This window comes from Neorhizobium petrolearium (genome assembly GCF_029854435.1).
Taxonomy (GTDB): Bacteria; Pseudomonadota; Alphaproteobacteria; order Rhizobiales; family Rhizobiaceae; genus Neorhizobium; species Neorhizobium petrolearium.
Window position 1 is genome coordinate 962623 of record NZ_CP123000.1, and the last position, 22925, is coordinate 985547.

The following is a 22925-nucleotide window of genomic DNA, read 5'->3' on the forward strand; positions in this document are numbered from 1 at the left end:
GGTTTTCGTATTCACGACGGGTTACTGGTACTGGTAATCCTGGTCGTAATCGGCAGTGTTCGAGCCGATATTGATGTCGCCAAGCGTGCGGAAGCTGAGGCGGGCGCTGACGGTCCAGTCGTTGGCCGCCGTGTCCGACGGCTTGTCCGTATAGGCGAGCGTGAAGATCGTGCACTCGTCCGCATAGCTGACGCCTATCCCGCGCTTGATGATCTCCTTGTCGGCGAGATCCCAGGTCGCCGTGCCGGCGATCGCCCAATTCTCGTTGATGCGGAATCTCATCGACTGCTTGAGCACGTCGTTCGCTTCGTCGGAACCGTATTCCGGCTGCGGATCGACCTGCGTGTAGACGAGCGTCCCCTGCAGGCGAGGCATTGTGTAGCTGAGCGAAGCATCGGTGCGTTTGACTGCGAAGGTCTTCTCGTCGAACCGGGTGTTGACGCCGATCGTGAAGCCCTGCGGCAGGTCGACGGCTGCCATGGCAACATAGTCGGAAACGTCGGTCTCCAGACCGGAATTGGCGCCCGCGTGCACGAGGTCCTCGGTGGCAAAGGAATTCTGTCCGCCGAGATGATAGGATTGACCGAAAATGCTTCTCACGCCGATGCCGTTCGCAAACAACCCGGTGTAACGAATGCCGACATTGGCGCGCGTGCCGCCTTCGATCCGATCGAAGCCGGAGAACTTGTCGCGTTCGAAGAGGGTGGTCGCGTCGAAGACGAAGCTCTGGGCATCCTCATTCGGCAGGCCGCCGGCCATCTGTTCGTCGGGGCGCACGAAAATCTGCGCGATCGGTTCGATGATATGGCTGCTCTCGCCGTAGGTCATCAGGATCGGATAGCGGGCTTCGAGGCCGGCAGTGACCATGTAACGGCCATCGCTACCTTCCGACTCGAGGTCGCCGAGATAGATGCCGCCCGGAACGTTCGATGCGGTGTGGCGCAGTCCGTCTGCCCGCGCGGCCAGGATCGGCGTCAGCAGGAGGCCGTTGAACGTGTTGAAGGTGCGCTTCCATTCGGTCTCGACGGTGAAGCGGCTGTAGCTGCCTTCGAGGCCCGGAAAGCGGTCGGTCGTGCCTTCGGTATACCAATCGTCTTCGCGGCGTGACAGATTGGTGAGGTTGGCGGTGATGGAGAACTCGCCGCCCAGGATCGGTTCCGGAGCGTAATAGCTGTAGTCGAGCGACGGGTAGACGATCGCCTGCTGTTGTTCGACCGTACTGAGCGATGCGTCGTCCTGCACGTCGAAGTAATAGGCGTGCAGGTCGAAATAGTTCCGGGTACCGAGTCCCGTCAGGTAGACGTCGTTGGTGAACGTGTCGGCCTTGACACCCGTAAGATCATAGGTACGCGAAAAATTGTTGTCGCTCTGGACCATGACATCCCAGCCGAAGGTCCAGCGGGGATTGATCTGGAACTCGCCTTTCGAGGCGGCCATGAAACGGTTTTCCGCCTGTGCGTCGCTGCTGCCGAGGTCGAAGGCGTCCGGATTCTGCTGATGGATTCCGGCGAAGCGGAAAGTATGGTCGCCGCTCTCGAACTTGTTGCGGATCTCACCCTGGAGCAGCAAGCCCTGGTTGGAATAGTAGGTCGGGCTGAGTGTGGCGTCCATGCTCGGCGAAAAGACGTGATAGTAAGGCACCGTCACGCCGAAGCCGAGATTGTCGCTCGCAGAAAACTGCGGGAAGAGGAGGCCGGACTTGCGCTCGACCGTTTCGTCCGGCACCTCGATGGCGAAGGGCAACCTGCCGATCGGCAAACCAAAAAGTTCGAACTGTGCGTTCTCGAGGCGAATCGTGTGGGTCTGGCCGTTGCGGACGACCCGTTCGGCCTTGACCTGCCAGAGCGGCGCCTTGCCGGGCGTCCGGGTACAGGGAAGGCACGCGGTATAGACCGAATTGTTCAAGACCATCAGGTCGCCGGGCTGGCGTTCGGCGCTTTCGGCCGCAAGACGGGTATTGTCGGTCGTCTCGACGCGGAGCGCATTGATGAAGCCTTCGCCGAAATCGTCCGTCACATCGAGCGCGTCCGCATAGACGCGGTTTCCGCCGGGCTCGACCAGCTCGATATTGCCGGTCGCCATGACGCGGCCGGTCTTCTGGTCGTACTGAACGCGCTGCGCCACCATGCGGTAACGGTTGTAATACATCTGCACGCCACCGGAGGCGGTGACCTGCTGGGCATCCTGATTGTAGATGAGTTCATTGGCACGCAGGAGAAGCTTGGCGTCATCCGCGGGCGCAGGAACCAGACTCTGTGCATGCACAGTCGTTGCCGATACGCCGAGAACGCATAAAGACACACCTGTCAGCAGGGCGGCGGCGAGCCGTCTTATGTTTTTGCGGTCACTTGCCGCCACTAGCCATCCTCCTGGTGAAGCAGAATAGTCATCCCCAACGCCGTCGCGACGATGACTGGAACCCAGACTGCCACGAAGGGAGGAATCGCCCCGCTGCTCCCAAATGCCTTCACAAGCACGGTTACGACATAAAGCACGAAGCCGGAAACTATTCCACCCAGAATCATGGAGCGGGACTGGGCGAACCGGCTGAATTTTAATGAGACTGTTGCAGCAATGAGGGTCATCGCCATGAGCAGGATCGGCATGGAGAGCAGGGAGTGATACTGCGTCTCGAGCGCCTTGGTGGATATGCCGAAGGATTTGCTCACCTCGATTTTTCTGGAAAGATCAAAGAACGCAACGGTTTCCGGCTGCGCCAGGCTCTCCTGGATATATTCCTGCCTCAAGTTGGTGCGAACCTGTGCAGTCTCGCGACGGGCGGGGATTTCTCCAGGCCGGTTTTCCAGAACGTCGTTAAGAAGCCAGTAACCATTTTCCAATTTTGCGGTCTTGGCGTCCTGCCGCATGATGACGCGGCCATCCTTGTCGAAGTGGAACACGACGACGTCGATGAGGAACGTTCCTTCCTCCTGATAGCTCTTGGCGCCGATGATCGTATCCTCGTCGCCGCTGATCTGGCGGATCCACGGAACGAATTTTGAGGCACGGGAACGGTTGCTCGCCTCGCGCCAGCTCGCCTCCATCGAGATCGATTCGCGCTGGCCCCAGGCGGCGAGCGGATTGATGATGAGAAGCGTGGCAAGGCCGATCAGGAAGGCGCCGGCGATGAAGGGCGCTATGAACTGCCAGACCGAGATGCCGGCCGCCCGGGTCACCACCAGTTCGTAGCGCCGGTTGAGCGCGATCAGCACTGTCATGCCGATGAAGAGGCTGAGTGTCGGGATGGTCTGCTGCAGGATGAGCGGCACGCGCATCGCGGTCATCAGGAGGCCGCTGTAGACCGTATAGCCTACGAAGCCGGACATGCGGCGGCTCGTTTCGCTGAAATCCGCAAGGAAGATGATGGCGCTGACGCCGAGCAGGAACCAGAGCGCAGTCGCGATATAGCGGCGGAAGAAATACCGCCCGAGCGTCGAGAAGATCATGCCGCGCCTCCATCCGAGGTGCGGGAAGCGAAGCGGCGTTGCAGGTTGCCCGTGAGGTGCGAGATGCCACGGGCGAGGACGCCGGGAATCGCAAATTGTCGGTTGGTGGCCAGCATGTAGATGGCGATCAGGGAACTGATCAGCGGAACCATGTAGGGAAGGGGAGCATAAAGCGGATGACGCTCCACGAAATTGGTTGCGGAGAAACCCAGCCACCGGATGAAGAAGGCAAGGAAGAGCGCATGGACCATCGGATGCACCCGCGCCTGGCGGTGCGAGCGCGTGCTGCCCGCGGCGACCAGCGACAGAAGCGCGAAGGTGATCGGGTATAGCCAATCCGAGAGGCGGCGATGCAGCTCTCCACGGAAGGAAGCGGGCGATTTCTGGTAGAGCGGGTCGTTCGGATCCGGATTGAGCAGGAAGGCAAGGCTGCGATCGGCGGAATATTGCGGCAGTCCGCCTTCCGACTTCGCCATGGCCGAAAGATCGAAGGCATAGGAGACGAATTTGATGATCGAAACGCGCCCGTCGGCGGATTTGCGATGCACTTCGCCGTCGCGCATGGTGAGCGTCGTGCCGTTTTCGTCGATCGATCCTTCACGGGCATAGTAGATAAGGTCGAAGTTCGGGTCGCGATAGTCCACCACGAACAGGCCCCTGAGAACACGGCCGGAATGGCGCTCCGAAATCTGGACGTAAAGCCCGTCCTCGATGCTGCGGAAGGTCTTTTCCTCGATAACCGACGAAAGCAGGTCGGCGTAAGCCGCAGCGACCATCTGGCGGGCTGCCACACGCGAGGGCGGCTCGACGAAGTTCGTCACCAGGAAGGAGAACAGGCTGAGCACGATTCCGAGCATCAGCACCGGCCGGTAGATGATGTCGCGAGAGGCTCCTGCCGCATCTATGACCGGCAGTTCCGAATCGTTGTTCATTGCCGTCAGCGTCTGGGTGATGCCGATGACGAGCGCGAAAGGCACGACGACGGGAATGATGGTCGGCAGGATATAGGTGGCAAGCGTCGCGAACGAGCCCATCGACTGGCCGGTGTCCGTGACCAGATTGATGCGTCCGAGCACCTGGATGGTCCAGATGATGGTGAGCACGGGAACGAGCGTCACCAGGAACATCTGGAAAATCCGGCGCAGTATGTAGCGTTCGAGAAGCTTCATCGAGGCCTAGACATGTTACGTTGCACCACCCGGGTGATGACCTCGTCACACCACTGATGGCAGCCGCGCCTATCTAAGCGATCCAGAGCGGGTTTGCGACAGGGGTGGTGTCACAAATTTGTTTGAAGCTCTCGTTTTCTTTCGCGTTGTGACATTTCGAAACACGCTGCCACGCAGGCATAGATGACCAGCGAGGACAGCCAGCCGAGCGTGACATCCGAGAAATAATGGCCGCCGAAGGCGACGCGGAGCGCCGGCGAGATCAGTGAGATGGTGATGAGCGGCGGTCCTAGAATCGGGCGCAACGGCTTCGGTATCAGCACGATCAGGCAGGCCAGCCATCCGGCGCCGGCGGCCTCGCCGGAAACGAAGGAACAGTTGTTGGCGCAGGCACCCTGGAAGTCTCCGGCCGGCATGAAGACGTGCCTGCCGCCGAAGAAATCGGTTTGATAGGGGCGCGGCCGGTCTGATATCTCCTTCAGGATCATGTTGACCACCACGAGCGGGCCAAGCAGGAAGCCGGTCAGGGCGATCGAGTAATCGCGTGTCTTGCGTCTGCAATATGTGGTGCCATGGTGCTGAAGATTGGCGAGCAGGCGATAGAGCAGATAGATCGCAACGAGCGCAGGCAGGTAAAAGAATATGCGCCGGATGACGATGAAGACGGCCTGCGTACCGTAGGGAAAGCTGCCGCAGATCTGGCCTTGGATGTCCAAGCCGCCGCAAACGGATTTGATGAAGAAGGCGTGCGCGACCCAGATATCGATCCGTGGAAACAGATAGAAGATTGCCAGCAGCAACCACCAAGCCCCGAAGAGCACGATAAACCAGCCTGAAGGTCTCGAAAGGAACTGTCTGACGGTCATGGCTAGAATTTCTTGAACAGCTGGTTGTGCCGAATTGTTGATTTCCGATAAAGGCCCCCGCGCGGAACTTAGTACAACATTGATCGGAATGAAATCGGGTGATTCTATTTCTTCGTTTCGCATGCGAATGTGAAAGGTTTTTGATGCTCGCATACGAATCGCCATGAAACGTTCTCGCGCCTGTGAAGGCGGAAGCGGATCGCCACCTTGCGTTCGCGCTGAAACGGTGATGATCTCGGCTCCTTCTTCGAGAGTCTTCTGGAGCCGCAATGTCCGTGAAATTCGATATCTCCTTCGCCAAGTCCGCCAAGATCGACGGTGGACTTGCCATCCAGCTCAAACTTGCCGGCGATGGACCGGCGGCAGGTGCTGCCGACGTCGATCCGGCCGGCATCGTCGCAAGGGCGGCGGAGATTGGAAAATTCTCCGGCAAGGCGATGACGACACTAGACATCATCGCGCCGCAGAGCTCGCCGGCCGACCGGCTCGTCGTGCTGGGCCTCGGCAAGGCGGATGCCCTGACGGCTTATGACTGGCTGAAGGCGGGTGGCGTTGCCGCCGCCGCGGTCAAATCGATGTCCAAGGTGACCATTTTTGCGGATGCCCCCGGTTTGCAGGTCGGCGGCGAACAGGTGGCAGGCCTTGCGCTCGGCATGCTGCTGCGCAGCTACAGTTTCGACGCTTTCAAGACGAAGAAGCAAGACGACGAGGAAAAGGCGCCGAAGACGGTGAAGGTGACGATCGTCACCGGCGAGCATGCGGCCGCCAAGAAGGCTTTCGCCGAATCGGAAGCGATCGCCGGCGGGGTCACCCTGGCGCGCGAACTCGTCAATCTGCCGCCGAACGCGCTCGGCCCGGTCGAATTCGCCGACAGGGCCAGGGATCTGGAAAAGCTCGGCGTCGATGTGGAGATCCTGACCGAGAAGGAGATGAAGAAGCTCGGCATGGGCGCGCTGCTCGGCGTCGCCCAGGGCTCGGCGCGGCCTCCGCGGCTTGCGATCATGCAATGGAAGGGCGGCAAGACGAAGGACGCGCCGGTCGCCTTTGTCGGCAAGGGCGTCGTCTTCGATACCGGCGGTATTTCCATCAAACCCGGCGCCGGCATGGAGGACATGAAGGGCGACATGGGCGGCGCGGCTGCCGTGATCGGCCTCATGCACACGCTCGCCGCCCGCAAGGCGAAGGTCAACGCGGTCGGCATTCTCGGTCTCGTTGAGAACATGCCGGACGGCAATGCCCAGCGCCCGGGCGACATCGTCACCACGATGTCCGGCCAGACGATCGAGATCATCAATACGGATGCAGAAGGCCGTCTCGTGCTAGCCGATGCGCTCTGGTACTGCAACGACCGCTTCAAGCCGCGCTTCATGATCAATCTTGCGACGCTGACGGGCGCGATCGTGGTGGCGCTCGGCAACCTGCATGCCGGGCTCTTCTCGAACGATGACGCGCTGGCGGGCCAGCTCAGCGCTGTTGGCGAAGTGACGGGCGAAAAGCTTTGGCGCATGCCGCTCGGCAAGGATTACGACAAGCTGATCGATTCGAAGTTCGCCGACATGAAAAACACGGGCGGCCGCCAGGCCGGGTCGATCACTGCGGCGCAGCTCCTGAAGCGCTTCGTGGGGGAAACACCCTGGGCGCATCTCGATATCGCCGGCACGGCGATGAATTCGCCGGCAAACGAGATCAACCAGTCCTGGGGCTCGGGTTACGGCGTGCGCCTTCTGGACGAACTGGTGCGGGCGCACTACGAAGCCTGATGACCGAAATCCTGTTTTACCATCTGACCGAGTCCAAGCTCGAGGACGCTCTTCCGGCGCTGCTCGAAAAGAGTGTCGAGAGAGGCTGGAAGGTGGTTGTGCAGACGAGCGGAGAGGCGCGGCGGGATTTTCTTGACGCGCATCTCTGGACCTTTCGCGAGGACAGCTTTCTGCCGCATGGCACGGATACGGCGCCGATGGCCGAGGCCCAGCCGGTGCTTTTGACCGCCGAAGCGGAAAACGGCAATGGCGCCAACGTGCGTTTCCTGGTCGACGGCGCCGAGCCGCCGCCGGTCGAAACCTATCAACGGATCGTCTTCATGTTCGACGGCTACGACGCCGCGCAACTCGAAAATGCCCGCGCCCAATGGAAGAAGCTGAAGGGCGAGGGGCATACGCTCACCTACTGGCAGCAGTCGGAGGAAGGGCGCTGGGTCAAGAAGGCTTGATACGGTCCGTGCTCACGTCGCGCGGCCGCCGTTCCGGTCAGCCGCTCATGATCGTCTGGCGCAGAAAGCTGTAGCCCATCGCCAGGCGGGCGGCTTGCTCCGAGGAATCGCCGGCGCCGCCATGTCCGCCGGAACCATATTCATGGAACAGCGGTGTATGTCCCGCCTCGATCAGCCGCTTGGCGAAGCGGCGGGCGTGGGAGGGATGGACCCGGTCGTCATTGGATGAGCTTTCGATATAGACCGGTGGATAGCTGATCTCGGCGGTCGGCTTCACCTGGTGCAGCGGCGAATAGCCGAGCATGTATTCAAGATCGGCTTCGACGTCGGGATTGCCGTACTCGTCCATCCAGGCTTTGCCGGCAGGGAAGACGTGGAAGCGCGACATGTCGATTACGGGCACGCGGGTCCAGACAGCGCCGAAATCCTCTGGGTATCGCGTCAGCATAACGGCCGTCAGCAGGCCGCCATTGCTGCCGCCGGTGCAGGCGATGCGCGACGGTTTGGTGTAGCCCCGCCTGACGAGATCCCGGGCGACCGCCACGAAATCCTCGAATGCCTTGTGACGACCGCGGCCCTTGGCGACGTGGTGCCAGTCAGGCCCGAGCTCGCCGCCGCCGCGTATATAGGCCTGCACATAGGCGCCGCCATGTTCCAGCCATAGGCCGTTATTGCCCGAATAGTAGGGCGCGAGGGGCGAGGCAAAGCCGCCATAGCCATACATCAGCACGGGCAGTTCGCCCTTGGTCCAGGTCTTGGGGAAAGCGATGTGATAGGGCACTTTCGTCCCGTCTTCCGACGTGGCTTCCAGGAGTTCGGTGCGCATGCCTTCGGCATCGAAATAGGCCGGCGCGGTGCCGGTCAGAACGAGTTCCGGCTTTCGGCTTCGCCCGGTCAGGTCCAGGCGGTAGGTGCTGTAGGGCAGGAGAAAACCCTGGCCGATGACGGTCAGCACTTCTTCACCAAGGGTCAGGTCCGCATCGAGCAGCCGGAAGTTCACGGTCTGCAATTCGGGCGGCAGCGGCAACTCCTCCGGTTCGGCATCCGCCTTGGTCAAATCGAACAGGTAAAACTTCGGGACCATCCGGTCGCTGACGATGAAGAGGGCCCATGTCTTGAGTAGCGCCATCTGGGCGATCGATTGCCCGTCTCTCGGCGTGAACAGCACGCGCGGTTCCCCGAGCAAATTGTCCGAGAACGGCGCAATGCCCTGCAGGATAAGGCTGCCGGTCGGGAAACGCTCGTCCGTCTTGACGCGCCAGAGGATATGGCTGTGATTGATCGAGTAGTCGATCTCGGCCGGCAGGTCGAGGCGGCGGATCTCGCCCTTGCCGTCACGCAGATGCACGCTCACCTTGCCGATCTCGTGGCCAATGAAGAAGACTTCTATTGGCCGCTCGCCCGGCTTGCCGCGCCAAAAGAGGGGATCGATGGAGAAGGCCGACCCGTAGACGTCGTCTTTGCCGGCCTCGAAATAGACAGGTGCATCCTGGGGATTCTGCCCACGCCTCAATCGGCGACCGACCCGCGGCCAACCCGAGCGGGTGGCGGAGTTCTCGTCAACCGAACCGAAATAGGCGATCTCGTCGCGGCTCAGCCAGCTTGCATGGGCGCGCGCGGCGGGCGTATCGAAGCCGCCTTCGACAATCGCCCTGGCCGCCGTGTCGAATTCGATGAGCCGCAAAAGATCGGAGCCACCGTCCGAGAGAATGAGCAGCACCAGCGTTGGCTCGAACGGACAGGTGATCGCGCCGTAATAGATCCAGCGTTTGCCCTCTTGCCTGCAGAAGGCATCGAGGTCGAAGACCGTTTCCCAGTCAGCGTCTGAACGCGGCTCCTGATCCGCCGGGAGCCGACGCCAGATGCCGAGCGGATTGTCTTTGGTGCGATGATAGTCGAAGAGCCAATTGCCGCGCCGGCTGGGCACGATCAGCCGGTCCTCGCGTTCGAACATCGCCTTGACGATGTCGCGGTCCTTCTCGAATTCCGGTGTCTGCAACTGCTCGTCGGAAGCCTTGTTCAGCTCCGCCACAAAGGCAAGTGTCTTCGGATCGTCATCGGTTTCAAGGAAAAGGTCCATGGCGGGTCTCCAGTCAGGAAGCCATACGTATGGTCCAGAAGCGCGATGGGCAACCGCTGCGATCGTCATTCCGGGTTGAGCGGTGCAGGTTTTGATGAGGCGGCGCTCAGCCCGCCATCGCATCTTCGTATTCGGAAGAAAGCATCAGCCATTCTTCTTCTGCAGCCGAGAGCTTTGACGCCGCTTCGCCGCGCTCCTTGGCCTTCTGCGCAGCCTTGGCGGGAGCCTTGTCGTAGAGCGCCGGATCTGCAAGCTCTTTATCAAGAGCCTGAATCTGCTTCTCCAGCTTCGCGGTCAAGGCCTCGATTTCATTGATCTTTTTCTTGAGCGGCGCGAGCGAGGCGCGCTTTTCGGCATTCGCCTTGCGCTGATCCGATTTCGAGGCGGGCTCATCGGCAGCCTGCGGCTTGTCATCCTTCCTGCGGCCGGCCGAGACGATCAGGTCGCGATATTCCTCAAGGTCGCCCTCGAAAGGTTTCACCGTGCCCTCGTTGACCAGCCAGAGGCGATCGACCGTCGCTTCGATCAGGTGTCGGTCGTGCGAAATCAGGATGACGGCGCCATCATAATCGTTAAGCGCCTCGATCAGCGCCCGGCGGCTGTCGATATCGAGGTGGTTGGTCGGTTCGTCGAGGATCAGCAGATTCGGCGCGTGGAAGGCGGCAAGCCCCATCAGCAGGCGCGCCTTCTCGCCGCCGGACAGGTCTTTCGCCGCGGTCGCCATCTTTTCGGTCGCAAGCCCCATCTGGGCAACGCGGGCGCGTACCTGCGCTTCTCCCGCCTGCGGCATCAGCCGGCGGACATGATCGACGGGCGTCTCATTGGGGATCAGGTCGTCGAGCTGATGCTGGGCGAAGAAGCCGATCTTCAGGCCAGGAGCCAGCTTCATCTCGCCTCCGTCTGCCTGAAGGCGGCCGGAGATGAGTTTCGCGAAGGTCGATTTACCGTTGCCGTTCGAGCCGAGCAGCGCGATGCGGTCGTCATTGTCGATCCTGAGCGTGATGTTCTTCAGGATCGGCTTGCCGGGAACATAACCGACCGCACCCTTGCTGATCGCGACGATCGGCGAGGCAGGCTGTTTCTCCGGCTCGGGAAAGGTGATCGGCTGGACGTGATCTTCGATGACAGCCGAGACCGTGCCCATCCGCTCCAGCGCCTTGATGCGGCTCTGCGCCTGACGGGCCTTGGAGGCCTTGTAGCGGAAGCGGTCGATATAGCTCTGGATGTGTTTCCGCGCCGCGTCGCTCTTGGCCTTCGCCTTCATCTGCAACTCGTCGGCTTCCGCCTTCTGCCGTTCGAACTGGTCGTAGCCGCCGCGGTAGAAAGTGAGCTTCTTCTGGTCGAGATGGACGATCGAGTTGACGGCGTTGTTCAAAAGGTCGCGATCGTGGCTGATGATGATGACCGTATGCGGGTAACGCCGCACATAGTCCTCCAGCCACATGGTGCCTTCGAGGTCGAGATAGTTGGTCGGTTCGTCGAGCAGCAGCAGGTCCGGTTCGGCGAAAAGCACCGCCGCGAGCGCTACGCGCATGCGCCATCCACCGGAAAACGACGAGGCGGGACGGTGCTGGGCCTCATGGTCGAAGCCGAGGCCGGAGAGGATGCTCGCCGCGCGCGCTTCCGCCGAATGGGCGTCGATATCGACAAGCCGCATCTGGATTTCGGCGATCCGATGCGGGTCGGTTGCGGTCTCAGCTTCGTGCAGAAGGGCGCTACGCTCCTTGTCGGCGGAAAGCACGATCGAGATCAGCGACTCCTCGGTGCCCGGCGCTTCCTGCGCCACCTGGCCGATGCGGGCGTTCTTCGGGATGCTCACAGATCCGCTTTCGGCCGCGAGATCACCGGTGATCACCCGGAAGAGCGTGGATTTGCCCGCGCCGTTGCGGCCCACGAGCCCGGCCTTCGCGCCCGCCGGAAGCGTCACGCTGGCATGATCGAGGAGAAGACGCCCGGCCACGCGGGCGGAGAGTTCGGTGATCGTAATCATGGCCGGCGTTTTGGCCGAAACCGGCCGCGAAGGCAAGACGGGTGCAGGCGCCCGCCGCTCCGATTTCGGCGAAGCTAACGCCTGGCCTGGTCGGGGACGAAAACGGCCGGCCGTCCGTTTGCCTTCGCTGTCTGCAGAGCAGCCGTGGCCTGCAGGCGCAATTGTTGCGGCGAGAACGCGTCCTGCGCCAGGGCAACGCCGATTGAAAGCTCGAGCGTGGCCGCTGTTTTGTCGGAGGCGGCAAAGACCAGGTTGTCGGCGATCGTGGTCATCAGACGCTCGGCGATCGGTTGCACGCTGTCGCGGCTCACGTCGCGGAGCAGGAAGGCGAAATCGCCGCTGCCGATGCGCGCGACGAAATCGTTCTTCTTGATCGCCCTGCGGAAGGTCGTGGCAGCCTTTCTGACAATCCGGCCGGCCGCTGCTTCGCCATAGGTCCGGCTGATGTCCGGAAGATCGGGGATCGTGATCAGGAAGAGTGCCATGCCGTGGTCGTCGGCCGGGGAAGCATAGAGAGCCTCGAGACGTTCGGCGAATGCGGCATGGTTCGGCAGCGAGGTCAGCCGGTCCGTCAGCGTGATGGCGCGGGCGGCTGCAGCTTTCTGGCTGGCGCCGGCAAGGCGGTCTATGCCTGCCTTGAGCGCGGCCTCCAGTTCCGTTTCGGCCACCACCGCATCCGACAGGGAGACGCTTAGGTATTCGATTTCGGCAAGAATATCTCTTGGGCCTGCATCGCTGTCTTCGCGAAGGCTGCGGGCGACGGCTTCGAGGACACGTGTGAAGCCTTGCTTCTGCGTCACGCCGCTCGCCATCTTTTCCTTCAGATCCCGAAGAAGCCTGATTTCCTGATCGCGGGAGGCGGACGGCGCAAGCGCGATGAAGCCCGGCAACTGGTATCTGAGGCCGATCTCATCAAGCAGCGCTTGGGACGGCGAAGAGGGGAGCGACAGTAATTCGCGGGAAAGCGTCGCATCGGCGCCGGAAAGCGCTTCGTGGAAAAGCTCGTAATTGCGCGGCAGACCGCCGACATCCAGCTTTGCCATGCGGCTTACCACCGCCTGCAGGCTTCCGTCCCTCGCTGCCTTGCTGACTTCACCCGCCATATCTCGCTCCCGCGCTCGATCGGATTTATTCGATATCCGCGAAAACTCATGCGTGATCTCCATTTAATATCTCCTGAAAACGGCGCCGCGGCTCGATGACAGGGTTAAAAGAGAGTGGACGGCGCGGCCGGTATGGTTGCCGCGTGATGGGATCCATGAAATTTCCTGACTGGATTTGACGGCCCGTTTGCCTTCACTATTTGCGATCGAAGATCAGGAGCCTGACATGACCCGTATCCTCTATTCCCTCTGCGGCGCCGACGAGAGCCGCCCATTCTCACCCCATTGCTGGAAGGTCGTGCTGGCGCTTCGCCACAAGGGGCTGGACTTCATCGAGAAGCCGACGCCCTTCACGGAGATACCGGCGCTGGAGAACGGCTTTTCGAAGACCGTGCCGATCCTGAGGGACGGCAACGAGCTGATCCGCGACAGTTTCGACATCGCGCTTTACCTGGAGGAGACCTATCCCAACCGGCCGACGCTGTTCGGCGGCGAAGGTGGCAAGGCGCTTTCCCGTTTCGTCGAGCGCTTCTCGCAGACCATCATCCATCCTGCCGTCACCAATATTGCCGTCGCCGATATCCATGACATGCTTGGTGAGACCGACCGGATCTATTTCCGCAAGAGCCGGGAGGCTTTTCTCGGCAGGACGCTGGAGGAGATGAGGGCGGGCCGCGACGAGGCGATCGCCGCCTTCGCCGCAAAGCTGGAACCCGTGCGTCAGACGCTGAAATATCAGGAGTTTATCGGTGGTGACGGCCCGCTGTTTGCCGACTACATCCTGTTCGGCGCGCTGCAGTGGATGAGGGTTACCACCGGCGTCAAGGTATTTGCCGACGACGACCCGGTCGGGCAGTGGTTCGAACGCTGCCTGGACCTCCATGATGGCGTCGGGCGGCATGTGACAGCCGCGTGAAATTGCCGGAACCCCCTTGTTTCCAGTGAAAGGGGCGGGTAAACACCGCCCACTTTCCGTTGGAGATGAAGGATAGAACAATGGCGATTGAACGCACGTTTTCGATGATCAAGCCGGATGCCACCAAGCGCAACCTGACGGGCGCCATCACCAAGGTCTTTGAGGACAACGGCCTGCGCGTCGTAGCATCCAAGCGCGTCTGGATGAGCAAGCGCGAAGCAGAGGGTTTTTACGCAGTCCACAAGGAACGGCCCTTCTTCGGCGAACTCGTTGAAGGCATGACCTCCGGCCCGACCGTCGTTCAGGTCCTGGAAGGCGAAAACGCCATCCTCAAGAACCGCGAGATCATGGGCGCCACCAACCCGGCCCAGGCCGCCGAAGGCACGATCCGCAAGACCTTCGCCCTTTCGATCGGCGAAAACTCGGTTCACGGCTCCGACGCGCCGGAAACCGCCGCTCAGGAAATCGCCTACTGGTTCTCGGAAACCGAAATCGTCGGCTGATTGCTTCAGTCAGCGATGGAACAGGAAAAGCCGGGGCTCGCGCCTCGGCTTTTTGCTCTTTGCCCCTTATCTCCCTGCCGGGACCCACTCCCCGCATGCGGGGAGTGGGTTAGGGTGAGGGGCTGCTTCCCCTTTCAGGATTTCATGCCGGACAGTTGGCTTGCTTGTCATAGTCGACGCTGCCGTCCGCCTTGAAAACCTCCGGATTCGGCGTGTAGATCGGTCCGACCACCAGCGGCTTGCCCGGCATCATTGCCGTCTGGTCCATGTTGGAGGTGATGCTCGTCTCGATCGTCTGCAATGGCCTGTCGTCCGCGCCGACGAGGCGGATTTTCACCGAATAGGGCTTGTCCTTCCTGACGCATTTGAGATCCGGGCTTTCGAGAACGATCTTTTCCATGGCTGGGAAAAGCTTCTGCCGCACCACGAGCGCCGCACCGCCCTGCGGGTTTTCGAACTCCGCTTCCGCATAACTGTTTTCAGGGAAAGGCGCTGTCTTTCTGAGCGTGACGACGTAGTTTGCCGCCGCCACCCGGTAGTTGAAGATGAACACCCGGCCGGAAAGCTCGGCCAACGGTTCGTCCGCCTCGCGCTGGCAGGCGGTGAGCAGGAGTGCGGCAAGGGCGCAGAAAACGAGCCGGCGCATCATGTCGTGGCCTCCTTCTTCTTGCGATGATAGTGGCGGTTGGCTTTCACGCGATTGCCGCAGACGGCCATGTCGCACCAGGTGCGGCTGCGGTTCCTGCTGCGGTCGATGAACAGCCAGCCGCAATTGCCGCAGATTTTCAACCGGGCCATTCCCTCCTCGGCGAGCAGTCGAAGGGCGGAATGCGCGGTCGCGGCCTCAAGCGAGTCCTTCTCCGCAAGGCGCAGGATCGAGGCTGTGGCGTCGAGGAAGTCGGCAAGCAGCGTATGTTCCTCTTCGCCGAGCACGCGGGCGCGGAAATAACGGTCGATCGCCTCGCGCAGAGCCAGGAAAGGCTTGTGATTTTGGGGTTTCACCGGTGCGAGCTTGCCGAACAGTGCTCGTTCGGCCGAAAATTCCTCGGCTGCCTTCGGAAAGGCATTCATCTGTTCGAGCTTCGCGAAACGGTCGATGCTGCGCTTGGGGTCGAAGCGCATAATGACGCTGTTGGCGACATCCAGCGCCAGCGCGCCTCCGACGAAACGATGCGGGGTCCAGGAAAAGCTCATGCCTGAGATTATAACTGGCAAAACGAGATTGGACAGTTATATTTGAAGCTGCTTCCGGAGTGTCCATGGCCTATCTGTTGCAGCAACTGGCGAATGCGATTCCGCTGGCGGCGCTTTATGCGGCGCTCGCCTTCGGTTATGCGATCGCCTTCGCCGTGACGAAGCGTGCCGACATCACCTATGGGGCGATCTTCGCCTTTTCCGGCCATCTCTATCTGCTCATTGCCCATATCGGCTGGGACCGGTTCTGGCTGATCCTGCCGGCGGCGCTGGCCATGGGAGCCATGGTGGCGCTGATCGGCGGAGTGGGGGCGGGCGCGACGGTCGGGCAGTTGGTGATGCGGCCGCTGGCAAAGGTTTCTCCCAATGCGATGATCGTCGCATCGCTCGGCGTTCTCATGGTGCTGATGGAGGGCGCGCGGCTCGCTTCCGACACACGCGAACTCTGGCTGCCGCCTTTCCTGAACCGGGTCGTGGTTTTCTGGCGGGGCGGCGGTTTCCCCGTGACGCTGACGCTCATCCAGCTCATCAACGTGGCGATCATGCTCGCCATGATCGTCGCAGGCACATTCGTGCTTTCCCATACCCGTTGGGGGCGCATCTGGCGGGCCGTTGCCGACGATCCGCTTGCGGCGGAGCTTGCCGGCACAAATTCCGCCCGCGTCTTCGTGACGGCTTATGTGTCCGCAGCGCTCTTCGCCTCGATCTGCGGCGTTCTTGCGACCTCCCATTACGGCACGATGGATTTCGGCGCCGGCCTGTTGTTCGGGCTGAAAGTGGTGCTGATCGCAGCGGCAGGCGGCCATTCCAATCCGTTGCGATCGGCGGCCGGTGCCGCGGTGATCGGTTTTGCGGAGACACTCTGGAGCGGCTACGGCCCGATCGTCTGGCGCGATCTGGTGATCGTCTCGGCGCTGGTTGCCGTGCTGGTCATGAGCCGGCGGGAGAGGGTGGTGCCGTGAGCGGCTTCCCGTTGCCGCAGACGGCACCGTCATTTCGACTTTGCCGAGGCTGGATTTTATAAGCCAAAACGACTAAATTTAGCTAAGTTAGCTAGGACATCCCCATGCAAGTCACAATCCATTCGGCCAAGACCAATCTGTCAAAGCTCATCGAGCTGGCGAAAGCCGGCGAGGAAGTCATCATTGCGAAGGGAAAAGTCCCTGTTGCCAAGATCGTACCGATCCCGCAGCACGGGTTCACGATCGGATTGCTGAAGGGCAAGATCAAGCCTGGCGGTCCCGATTTCTTTGAGCCAATGGGGGAGGATGAATTGGGCCTGTGGGAAGGCAAGAATTGACTGCAATCTTGCTCGATACCCATGCTTGGGCCTGGTCCTTGACCGGAGACGAACGCCTGTCCGGGAGAGCGGTTGGGGCGATTCTGGAAGCGGACGCCGTGTTTGTCAGCCCTGTCAGCTTTTTCGAGATCGGCCAGAAGGTCCGCCTCGGCAAATGGCCCGAGATAGCGCCCTATGTGGAGGAATTGCCCGCGCTGCTCGAAGAGCAGGGCGGCAGGGTGGCGACGCTTGCGCCGCAAATCTGTTTACAGGGTGCCATGATGGCTTGGGAGCACCGCGATCCTTTTGATCGGCTCCTGGCGGCAACGGCTTTGCATTCCTCCATCCCGCTCGTCTCCGCCGATGAGATATTCGATACGCTTCCAGGCTTGATCCGTCTGTGGTGACGAGCAGAGGCCGGTCGCGTCATCACCGCCATTTGTCGCGGGCCTTGTCGTCCGCATCCTTGGCGGCGACCCAGTCGCCCGTCGCGCCGTCGGCGCCATGCTCCTTTTTCCAGAAGGGGGCCGAGGTTTTCAGGAAATCCATCATGAAGCTGGCCCCGTCGAAGGCGGCCTGCCGATGCGGGGCTGCGGCGACGACAAGCACGATATTCCCGCCCGGCAGGATCTTTCCGTGGCGGTGCACGGCCGTGAGGTCAAGCAGCGAGAAGCGCTCGATGGCGAGTTCGGCGATGCGGCGCATCTCTGCCTCCGCCATGCCGGGATAATGTTCCAGTTCCAGCGCCGACAGCGCGCCCTGTTCATCGCGGCACAGGCCGGTGAACGTGACAACGGCTCCGATATCCTTGCGGCCGGCAGTCAGCGCATCGATTTCGGCTTGCAGGTCGAAGTCCTGCGCCTGGACGCGGATGGTAGGGATGATTTTCGACATCTGATATCTCCGCTGCCGTGAGCCGAGTTGCCTCACCGGCGCCCGCCCGTCGCTTTGGCTCCGGGCGTTCGTCACTGAAATCGATTCACAGGATCGATTTCTCCGGCTTCGCCGGACCGCTCCTCACCCTCCGGTCATCGGCGGAAATATCCCGATCTCGCGCGCGCCTGCAATCCTTTCGGAATGTTCCACATGCTCCTGGTTGATCGCCACGCGGATCACGTCCGGATATTGAAGCGCATTCTCGTATTCTTCGCCCAGGCCCTTCAGATGATTCAGCAAATCGCGCACGGTGACGACATCGGCCGGAAGCTCGATCTCTTCCTCCGGCTTGCCGATCCGCTCGCGCACCCAGGCGAAATAGACGAGTTTCGTGGTCATTCCTCATCCACCAGATGTTTCAGCCCGGCCTTGAAATAGTCGTAGCCGGTATAGAAGGTCAGGATCGCTGCGATCCACAAGAGCGCAATGCCGAGCTCGGTAATATAGGGCATGATCTTGTCGCCCGCAGGGCCGGCAAGCAGGAAGGCGATTGCCACCATCTGGATCGTCGTCTTCCACTTGGCGATCCGCGTTACCGGTACGGAGACCTTCAGTGCCGCCAGGTATTCACGAAGTCCTGAGACGAGGATCTCGCGGCACAGAATGGTGATTGCCGCCCAGAGCGACCAGCCGGCGATCGTCCCGTCGGCGGCCATCAGCAGCAGCACGGACGCGACCAGCAGCTTGTCGGCGATCGGATCGAGCATGCGGCCGATATTCGATGTCTGGTTCCAGATGCGGGCCAGGTAACCGTCGAGATAATCGGTGATCGAGGCGACGACGAAGATGGTAAGCCCCGTCCAGCGGGCGAAATCCGAGCTTTCGAGCCGGCCTTCGATGAAAAAGCAAAGGACGATCACCGGCACGGCCAGGATACGCGCATAGGTGAGCAGGTTGGGAATGTTGTATGCGCGGGAAGCCATGGATGACCTATTGCGATGTTTGTCCCTAGTTGAGGCTTTGGAGGCTGAGCGTCAACATGTTCCCGCGGCTTTTTTGTAGCAGAATGCGGCGGCCCGTCTGCTCCCGCTTTTATTGCCCTTCTTCCGCCCTGTCGGGCAACGCCTCCCCGTACTTACGGGGAGAAAGGCATGTGCCGCACCGTTTTCCTCCACCCCCCGACGTTGCGCATGGCACGTTCGCTCTCCCCGTCTGCGGGAAGAGGGTCAGGGTGAGGCGCAACTTACGTGGATAGTTTCACCCCGCCCGGCTCTCGTGAAAGTGATTGTAGATCTGCTTTGCGACGGCCTCGGAAATGCCTTCTACCGCCATCAGGTCGGTGAGGCCTGCGCGGGAGACCGCTTTCGCCGTGCCGAAATGCTGCAGGAGCTTGCGCTTGCGGCCAGGTCCGATGCCGGAAATCTCGTCGAGCGGGTTCTTGACCATCTCCTTCTTGCGCCGAGCCCGGTGCGAGCCGATAGCGAAACGATGCGCCTCGTCGCGCATGCGCTGAATGAAATAGAGAACCGGATCGCGCGGCGGCAGTGAAAAGTCGCTTTTCCCGTCCGCGAAGAAACGCTCGCGGCCGGCCTCTCGGTCGACGCCCTTGGCGACTCCGATCGCGGTGACGACATCGCGGATGCCGAGCTCGTCGAGGATGGCACGCACGGCGGTCATCTGGCCTTGGCCGCCATCGATCAGGATCACGTCCGGCCACGCGGGGAAGGCGGCATCGGCCGCGTCCTCCTGGGTGGCGACGCTACGGTCCGGCAGGCCTTCTTCCTTGAGAAGACGCGAGAAGCGGCGGGTCATCACTTCGCGCATCATGCCGAAGTCGTCGCCGGGGGTGATGTCCGTCGATTTGATGTTGAACTTGCGGTACTGGTTCTTCACGAAGCCTTCCGGCCCCGCCACGACCATGCCGCCGACGGCATTGGTGCCCATGATGTGCGAGTTGTCGTAGATCTCGATGCGGCGCGGGACCTGGGCCAGGCCGAAGGTCTCGGCGAACCCGTGCAGCAGCCGCGCCTGCGATGAAGTCTCGGCGAGCTTGCGACCGTGGGCCTCGCGGGCATTCGCCAGCACGTGATCGACAAGGTCCTTCTTCTCGCCGCGCTGCGGCACGGAGATTATCACCCTATGGCCGGCCTTTTCGGAAAGCGCTTGCGCCAGCAGGTCCTGTTCCTCGACGGTTTCGGAAAGCAGGATCTGCTTCGGCACCGGCTTGTCGTCGTAGAACTGCGCCAGGAAGGCGTTCAAGACCTCCGTGCCGGGCATCTGCGGATCGGCTTTCGGGAAATAGGCCCGGTTGCCCCAGTTCTGGCCGGTACGGAAGAAGAAGACCTGGATGCAGGAGAGCCCGCCCTCGTGATGGATGGCGAAGACATCCGCCTCCTCGACGCCCGCCGGATTGATGCCCTGATGGCTCTGGACATGGGAGAGCGCAGCAAGACGATCACGATAGACCGCTGCGCGCTCGAAATCGAGGTCTTCCGAGGCTTCCGTCATCTGGGCGGCGATCGCGGATTTCACGTTCTGGCTCTTGCCGGAGAGGAAATCCTTCGCCTCGCGCACAAGGCCGGCATAATCCTCGTCGCTGATCTCGTGGGTGCACGGGCCGGAACAGCGTTTGATCTGGAAGAGCAGGCAGGGGCGGGTGCGCGTCTCGAAGACGCTGTCGGTACAGGTGCGCAGCAGGAACGCCCGCTGCAGCGAATTGATCGTGCGACCGACGGCGGCGGCGGATGCGAAGGGGCCGAAATAATCGCCCTTGCGGGCGCGGGCGCCGCGATGCTTGAAGATGGCTGGCGCCCGATGGTCGCCGGTGATCAGGATATAGGGGAAGGACTTGTCGTCGCGCAGAAGCACGTTGAAACGTGGGCGCAGACGCTTGATGAGATTGGCCTCGAGCAGCAGCGCCTCGGTCTCCGTCCGCGTCGTGACGAATTCCATATGCGTGGTTTCGCGCACCATACGGGCGATGCGGTTCGAATGGACGCGGCCCTGCGCATAGTTGCCGACCCGCTTCTTGAGGCTGCGCGCCTTGCCGACATAGAGCACGTCGCCCGCCTCGTTGAACATGCGGTAGACGCCAGGCTGGTTCGGCAGGTGCTTGACGAATTCGCCGATAAGCTCGGCGCCTTTCAGCCCGCTCTCGTTCCGGAGAGCCTCGTTCCAGTCGATCGACACAGCGAGGCCTGCGCTCGGCTCGCTCACCGGAGCGTCGTCGTCATCGTCTTCCGTCTCGTCGTAGAGAACGCCGCCGTCGGGCAGCTTCGTTCCGTTCATTTCCAAAGTCTCCGCCAGATACGACCTGCGAACTCGGCTTTCCGTTCGCGATCGATGCCTGACCATTGCCGATTCGAACCATGGGCTCGTCATCGGCGGCTTGTCAAAAGATTGCGGGATAGCCGGCCGGGCTCCCGATCGGCCGTTGCGACAGACATAGTGACTCAGGCCTGATTTTGAAAGCGTGGCAGGCGAATGCCTTGCCTTCGTGCTTCGAGGCCGAAACGCCGCCTTTGTCGGGGATGATTTGAGGCAGAAATCCGGCAAAGCGTTTCGTCGATCGGGTCCTTGTCCCGGATGGCGCCTGAAGGTCTTTATTTCCCATGTCTAAAATCTCCTTCTGCTCGCGGCAGGCGCAGACTTTTCTGAAGATAAAAGTCGAAACCGCACGAGGGCGGCCGCGAGTGGCTGCCTGTCAAGATATATTGACGAAGCTGTTCTTGCGTTTTAAGAAGTATTTCACGAAGGTAAAGAAATTTATATTTAAAGTAAGGAACAGTTAAGGTTAATGAATTACATGTTGCGGTACAGCAACATCAAACTTTCGCCTTCTGTCTGCCGCAATCAATTCACATTTCGGCTCTTTCAATTCCTCATTTGGCATCCACATTCGCCTCCAGTGGGTAGGGAACAAATGCGTCGACTATCGTGTTGTCGCGACGAAATTCCCGGCACAGCAGTAAAAGGAGAAAATGTATGCGTACTCTTATCGCAACTCTGATGGCCTCGGCAGCCAGCTTCATCGCAATCTCCGCGGCCAATGCCGCTGATGCCGTAGAGCAGATTCCGCAGGCTCCGGTCGCGGTCGAAGAGCCGGCACCGGCCGCCACCTGGCAGGGGTTCTATCTCGGTGCTTACGGTGAATATGACTGGGGCCGCTTCGGTGGTGGCGACTATGACGCCGACGGTCTCGGCGGCGGAGCCTTCGCAGGTTACAACTTCCAGACCGGTCCGGTCGTCTACGGTATCGAAGCTGATGTCGGCTACAACGGCCTCGACGGTCCGAGCCCCAATGGCTACACCGGCGAAGGTGGTTGGAAGGGTTCGGTCCGCGGCCGCGTCGGTTATGACCTCAACCCGTTCCTGATCTATGGTACGGCCGGTGTCGCCTTCCAGAATAACGAACTGAGCGACGGCATCTCTTCCGACGACAAGACTTCGGTCGGTTATACGGTCGGTGCAGGTGCGGAAGCGTTCGTCACCAACAACATCACCGCTCGTATCGAATATCGCTATACCGACTTCGCGGCCGAAGATTACGACCTCGCCACGGGTTCGGTCTCGAAGGGCTTCGACGACCACAGCGTCAAGGTCGGTATCGGCGTCAAGTTCTAAGTTCGAAAGCCTTCACAGGCTGGGGAAGCCCGGAGCGTCGCTCCGGGCTTTTTGCCTTGTTTATCCGGACGATTTCATCGCGCCGTAATCGGCAAACCGCTTGGCGAAGGTATCGGGCCATGAGGCGAGTTCCGGACGGCCTTCCGCCCATTGCCCGTTGAAGCGCAGGTCGAGATAGCCGATCAGGGCGGCGAGCGCGAAATGGCCGCCATTGAGCTTCTTGCCGGTCTTCGGCAGGTTGTTTTCGAGATAATCCAGGCCGCGCATGACCTTTTCCCATTGCTTGTCGATCCAGCCCTGGTGGATCTTTTCCTCCGGGCGGAAGCGACGCTCGTAGACGATTGCGAGAAGGCAATCCATGATGCCGTCGCACAACGCTTCCAGCACTTCCGCTTCCGTGCGTTTTCCATCCTTCTTCGGATAGAGCTTTCCGCCGGACAACCGGTCGAGATAGTGCATGATGGCGACGCTGTCATAGATCGGCGGCTCGCCGTCGCGGATCAGCACCGGGATCTTGCCGAGCGGATTGCTGTCGACGAGTTCCGGCGGATTGGAGTTGGTATCGGTCTTCACCTCGGCGATCCCGATGCCGAGATGACGTGCCGCCATGCGCACTTTGGCGGAATAGGGCGAGGCCGGCGAATAAAGCAGCTTCATGGTCTTTCCTCTTT

22 protein-coding genes are annotated in these 22925 nt (G+C 61.1%); 8 read left to right on the forward strand and 14 right to left on the reverse strand.

Annotated elements, in window-relative coordinates; genetic code table 11:
- Nucleotides 1-21: 21 nt before the first annotated feature.
- The 4 genes from QEO92_RS05015 to QEO92_RS05030 form a co-directional block, all read right to left on the reverse strand.
- Nucleotides 22-2358: an LPS-assembly protein LptD gene (locus tag QEO92_RS05015; protein ID WP_037150546.1), complete on the reverse strand. Its 2337-nt coding sequence runs from the start codon at nucleotides 2356-2358 to the stop codon at nucleotides 22-24.
- On the reverse strand, nucleotides 2358-3446 hold the full coding sequence (gene lptG, locus QEO92_RS05020; protein WP_037150549.1) for an LPS export ABC transporter permease LptG: 1089 nt from the start codon (nucleotides 3444-3446) through the stop codon (nucleotides 2358-2360). The genes QEO92_RS05015 and lptG overlap by 1 nt, the downstream gene beginning before the upstream one ends.
- Nucleotides 3443-4615, reverse strand: coding sequence for an LPS export ABC transporter permease LptF (gene lptF / locus QEO92_RS05025; RefSeq protein WP_227702369.1), 1173 nt, complete (start codon nucleotides 4613-4615; stop codon nucleotides 3443-3445). Before lptF ends, lptG begins: the two co-directional genes overlap by 4 nt.
- 110 nt (nucleotides 4616-4725) lie before the next feature.
- The gene (locus tag QEO92_RS05030) at nucleotides 4726-5646 is read right to left on the reverse strand and encodes a phosphatase PAP2 family protein (RefSeq protein ID WP_280107494.1); all 921 of its coding nucleotides are present in this window, start codon (nucleotides 5644-5646) and stop codon (nucleotides 4726-4728) included.
- Between the two features lie 104 nt (nucleotides 5647-5750).
- On the opposite strand from QEO92_RS05030, the gene QEO92_RS05035 reads away from it, so the two are divergent.
- Both QEO92_RS05035 and QEO92_RS05040 read left to right on the forward strand, forming a co-directional pair.
- The gene (locus QEO92_RS05035; RefSeq protein WP_227702371.1) at nucleotides 5751-7241 is read left to right on the forward strand and encodes a leucyl aminopeptidase; all 1491 of its coding nucleotides are present in this window, start codon (nucleotides 5751-5753) and stop codon (nucleotides 7239-7241) included.
- Nucleotides 7241-7690 carry a DNA polymerase III subunit chi gene (locus tag QEO92_RS05040; RefSeq protein WP_227702372.1) on the forward strand — a complete coding sequence of 150 codons (450 nt, stop codon included), beginning with the start codon at nucleotides 7241-7243 and terminating at the stop codon, nucleotides 7688-7690. Before QEO92_RS05035 ends, QEO92_RS05040 begins: the two co-directional genes overlap by 1 nt.
- A 37-nt stretch (nucleotides 7691-7727) precedes the next feature.
- On the opposite strand, the gene QEO92_RS05045 is transcribed toward QEO92_RS05040, so the two are convergent.
- The 3 genes from QEO92_RS05045 to QEO92_RS05055 form a co-directional block, all read right to left on the reverse strand.
- Nucleotides 7728-9770 carry a prolyl oligopeptidase family serine peptidase gene (locus QEO92_RS05045; RefSeq protein WP_227702373.1) on the reverse strand — a complete coding sequence of 681 codons (2043 nt, stop codon included), beginning with the start codon at nucleotides 9768-9770 and terminating at the stop codon, nucleotides 7728-7730.
- 106 nt (nucleotides 9771-9876) lie between these two features.
- Nucleotides 9877-11760 (reverse strand): ribosomal protection-like ABC-F family protein, encoded by a 1884-nt coding sequence (gene abc-f / locus QEO92_RS05050; RefSeq protein ID WP_227702374.1) that lies wholly within the window; start codon nucleotides 11758-11760, stop codon nucleotides 9877-9879.
- A gap of 74 nt (nucleotides 11761-11834) precedes the next feature.
- Nucleotides 11835-12863, reverse strand: coding sequence for a GGDEF domain-containing protein (locus QEO92_RS05055; RefSeq protein WP_227702375.1), 1029 nt, complete (start codon nucleotides 12861-12863; stop codon nucleotides 11835-11837).
- A 226-nt stretch (nucleotides 12864-13089) separates the two neighbouring features.
- On the opposite strand from QEO92_RS05055, the gene QEO92_RS05060 reads away from it, so the two are divergent.
- Nucleotides 13090-13779, forward strand: coding sequence for a glutathione S-transferase family protein (locus tag QEO92_RS05060; RefSeq protein ID WP_227702376.1), 690 nt, complete (start codon nucleotides 13090-13092; stop codon nucleotides 13777-13779).
- A gap of 80 nt (nucleotides 13780-13859) precedes the next feature.
- Nucleotides 13860-14282, forward strand: coding sequence for a nucleoside-diphosphate kinase (ndk, locus tag QEO92_RS05065; protein ID WP_210051063.1), 423 nt, complete (start codon nucleotides 13860-13862; stop codon nucleotides 14280-14282).
- A 142-nt stretch (nucleotides 14283-14424) separates the two neighbouring features.
- Here the strand turns inward: ndk and QEO92_RS05070 are convergent, their stop codons facing one another.
- Nucleotides 14425-14931, reverse strand: a complete 507-nt coding sequence (locus QEO92_RS05070; RefSeq protein WP_407720880.1) for a hypothetical protein — start codon at nucleotides 14929-14931, stop codon at nucleotides 14425-14427.
- Nucleotides 14928-15476 (reverse strand): CGNR zinc finger domain-containing protein, encoded by a 549-nt coding sequence (locus QEO92_RS05075; protein ID WP_227702377.1) that lies wholly within the window; start codon nucleotides 15474-15476, stop codon nucleotides 14928-14930. The genes QEO92_RS05070 and QEO92_RS05075 overlap by 4 nt, the downstream gene beginning before the upstream one ends.
- Nucleotides 15477-15541: 65 nt before the next feature.
- Between QEO92_RS05075 and QEO92_RS05080 the strand changes: the two genes are divergently transcribed.
- The 3 genes from QEO92_RS05080 (at nucleotide 15542) to QEO92_RS05090 (ending at nucleotide 17162) form a co-directional block, all read left to right on the forward strand.
- Complete coding sequence (locus tag QEO92_RS05080) at nucleotides 15542-16438, forward strand: branched-chain amino acid ABC transporter permease (protein ID WP_037150567.1); 897 nt, start codon at nucleotides 15542-15544, stop codon at nucleotides 16436-16438.
- Nucleotides 16439-16542: 104 nt separating this feature from the next.
- Complete coding sequence (locus QEO92_RS05085) at nucleotides 16543-16776, forward strand: type II toxin-antitoxin system Phd/YefM family antitoxin (protein WP_227702378.1); 234 nt, start codon at nucleotides 16543-16545, stop codon at nucleotides 16774-16776.
- A complete protein-coding gene (locus QEO92_RS05090; RefSeq protein WP_227702379.1) occupies nucleotides 16773-17162 on the forward strand; it encodes a type II toxin-antitoxin system VapC family toxin in 390 nt (129 codons plus the stop codon). Before QEO92_RS05085 ends, QEO92_RS05090 begins: the two co-directional genes overlap by 4 nt.
- Before the next feature lie 22 nt (nucleotides 17163-17184).
- Here the strand turns inward: QEO92_RS05090 and QEO92_RS05095 are convergent, their stop codons facing one another.
- The 4 genes from QEO92_RS05095 to uvrC all read right to left on the reverse strand — a co-directional run bounded on the left by QEO92_RS05095 (nucleotide 17185) and on the right by uvrC (nucleotide 20919).
- Complete coding sequence (locus QEO92_RS05095; protein WP_227702380.1) at nucleotides 17185-17649, reverse strand: molybdenum cofactor biosynthesis protein MoaE; 465 nt, start codon at nucleotides 17647-17649, stop codon at nucleotides 17185-17187.
- 123 nt (nucleotides 17650-17772) lie between these two features.
- Nucleotides 17773-18030, reverse strand: a complete 258-nt coding sequence (moaD, locus tag QEO92_RS05100) for a molybdopterin converting factor subunit 1 (RefSeq protein ID WP_037150576.1) — start codon at nucleotides 18028-18030, stop codon at nucleotides 17773-17775.
- Nucleotides 18027-18614: a CDP-diacylglycerol--glycerol-3-phosphate 3-phosphatidyltransferase gene (pgsA, locus tag QEO92_RS05105; RefSeq protein WP_037150578.1), complete on the reverse strand. Its 588-nt coding sequence runs from the start codon at nucleotides 18612-18614 to the stop codon at nucleotides 18027-18029. Before pgsA ends, moaD begins: the two co-directional genes overlap by 4 nt.
- A gap of 274 nt (nucleotides 18615-18888) precedes the next feature.
- Nucleotides 18889-20919 (reverse strand): excinuclease ABC subunit UvrC, encoded by a 2031-nt coding sequence (gene uvrC, locus QEO92_RS05110; RefSeq protein WP_227702381.1) that lies wholly within the window; start codon nucleotides 20917-20919, stop codon nucleotides 18889-18891.
- A gap of 696 nt (nucleotides 20920-21615) precedes the next feature.
- Here uvrC and QEO92_RS05115 point away from each other — a divergent pair.
- Nucleotides 21616-22254 carry an outer membrane protein gene (locus QEO92_RS05115; RefSeq protein WP_037150588.1) on the forward strand — a complete coding sequence of 213 codons (639 nt, stop codon included), beginning with the start codon at nucleotides 21616-21618 and terminating at the stop codon, nucleotides 22252-22254.
- A gap of 60 nt (nucleotides 22255-22314) precedes the next feature.
- Here the strand turns inward: QEO92_RS05115 and QEO92_RS05120 are convergent, their stop codons facing one another.
- Nucleotides 22315-22911 carry a glutathione S-transferase gene (locus QEO92_RS05120; RefSeq protein WP_037150590.1) on the reverse strand — a complete coding sequence of 199 codons (597 nt, stop codon included), beginning with the start codon at nucleotides 22909-22911 and terminating at the stop codon, nucleotides 22315-22317.
- Between the last annotated feature and the right edge of the window lie 14 nt (nucleotides 22912-22925).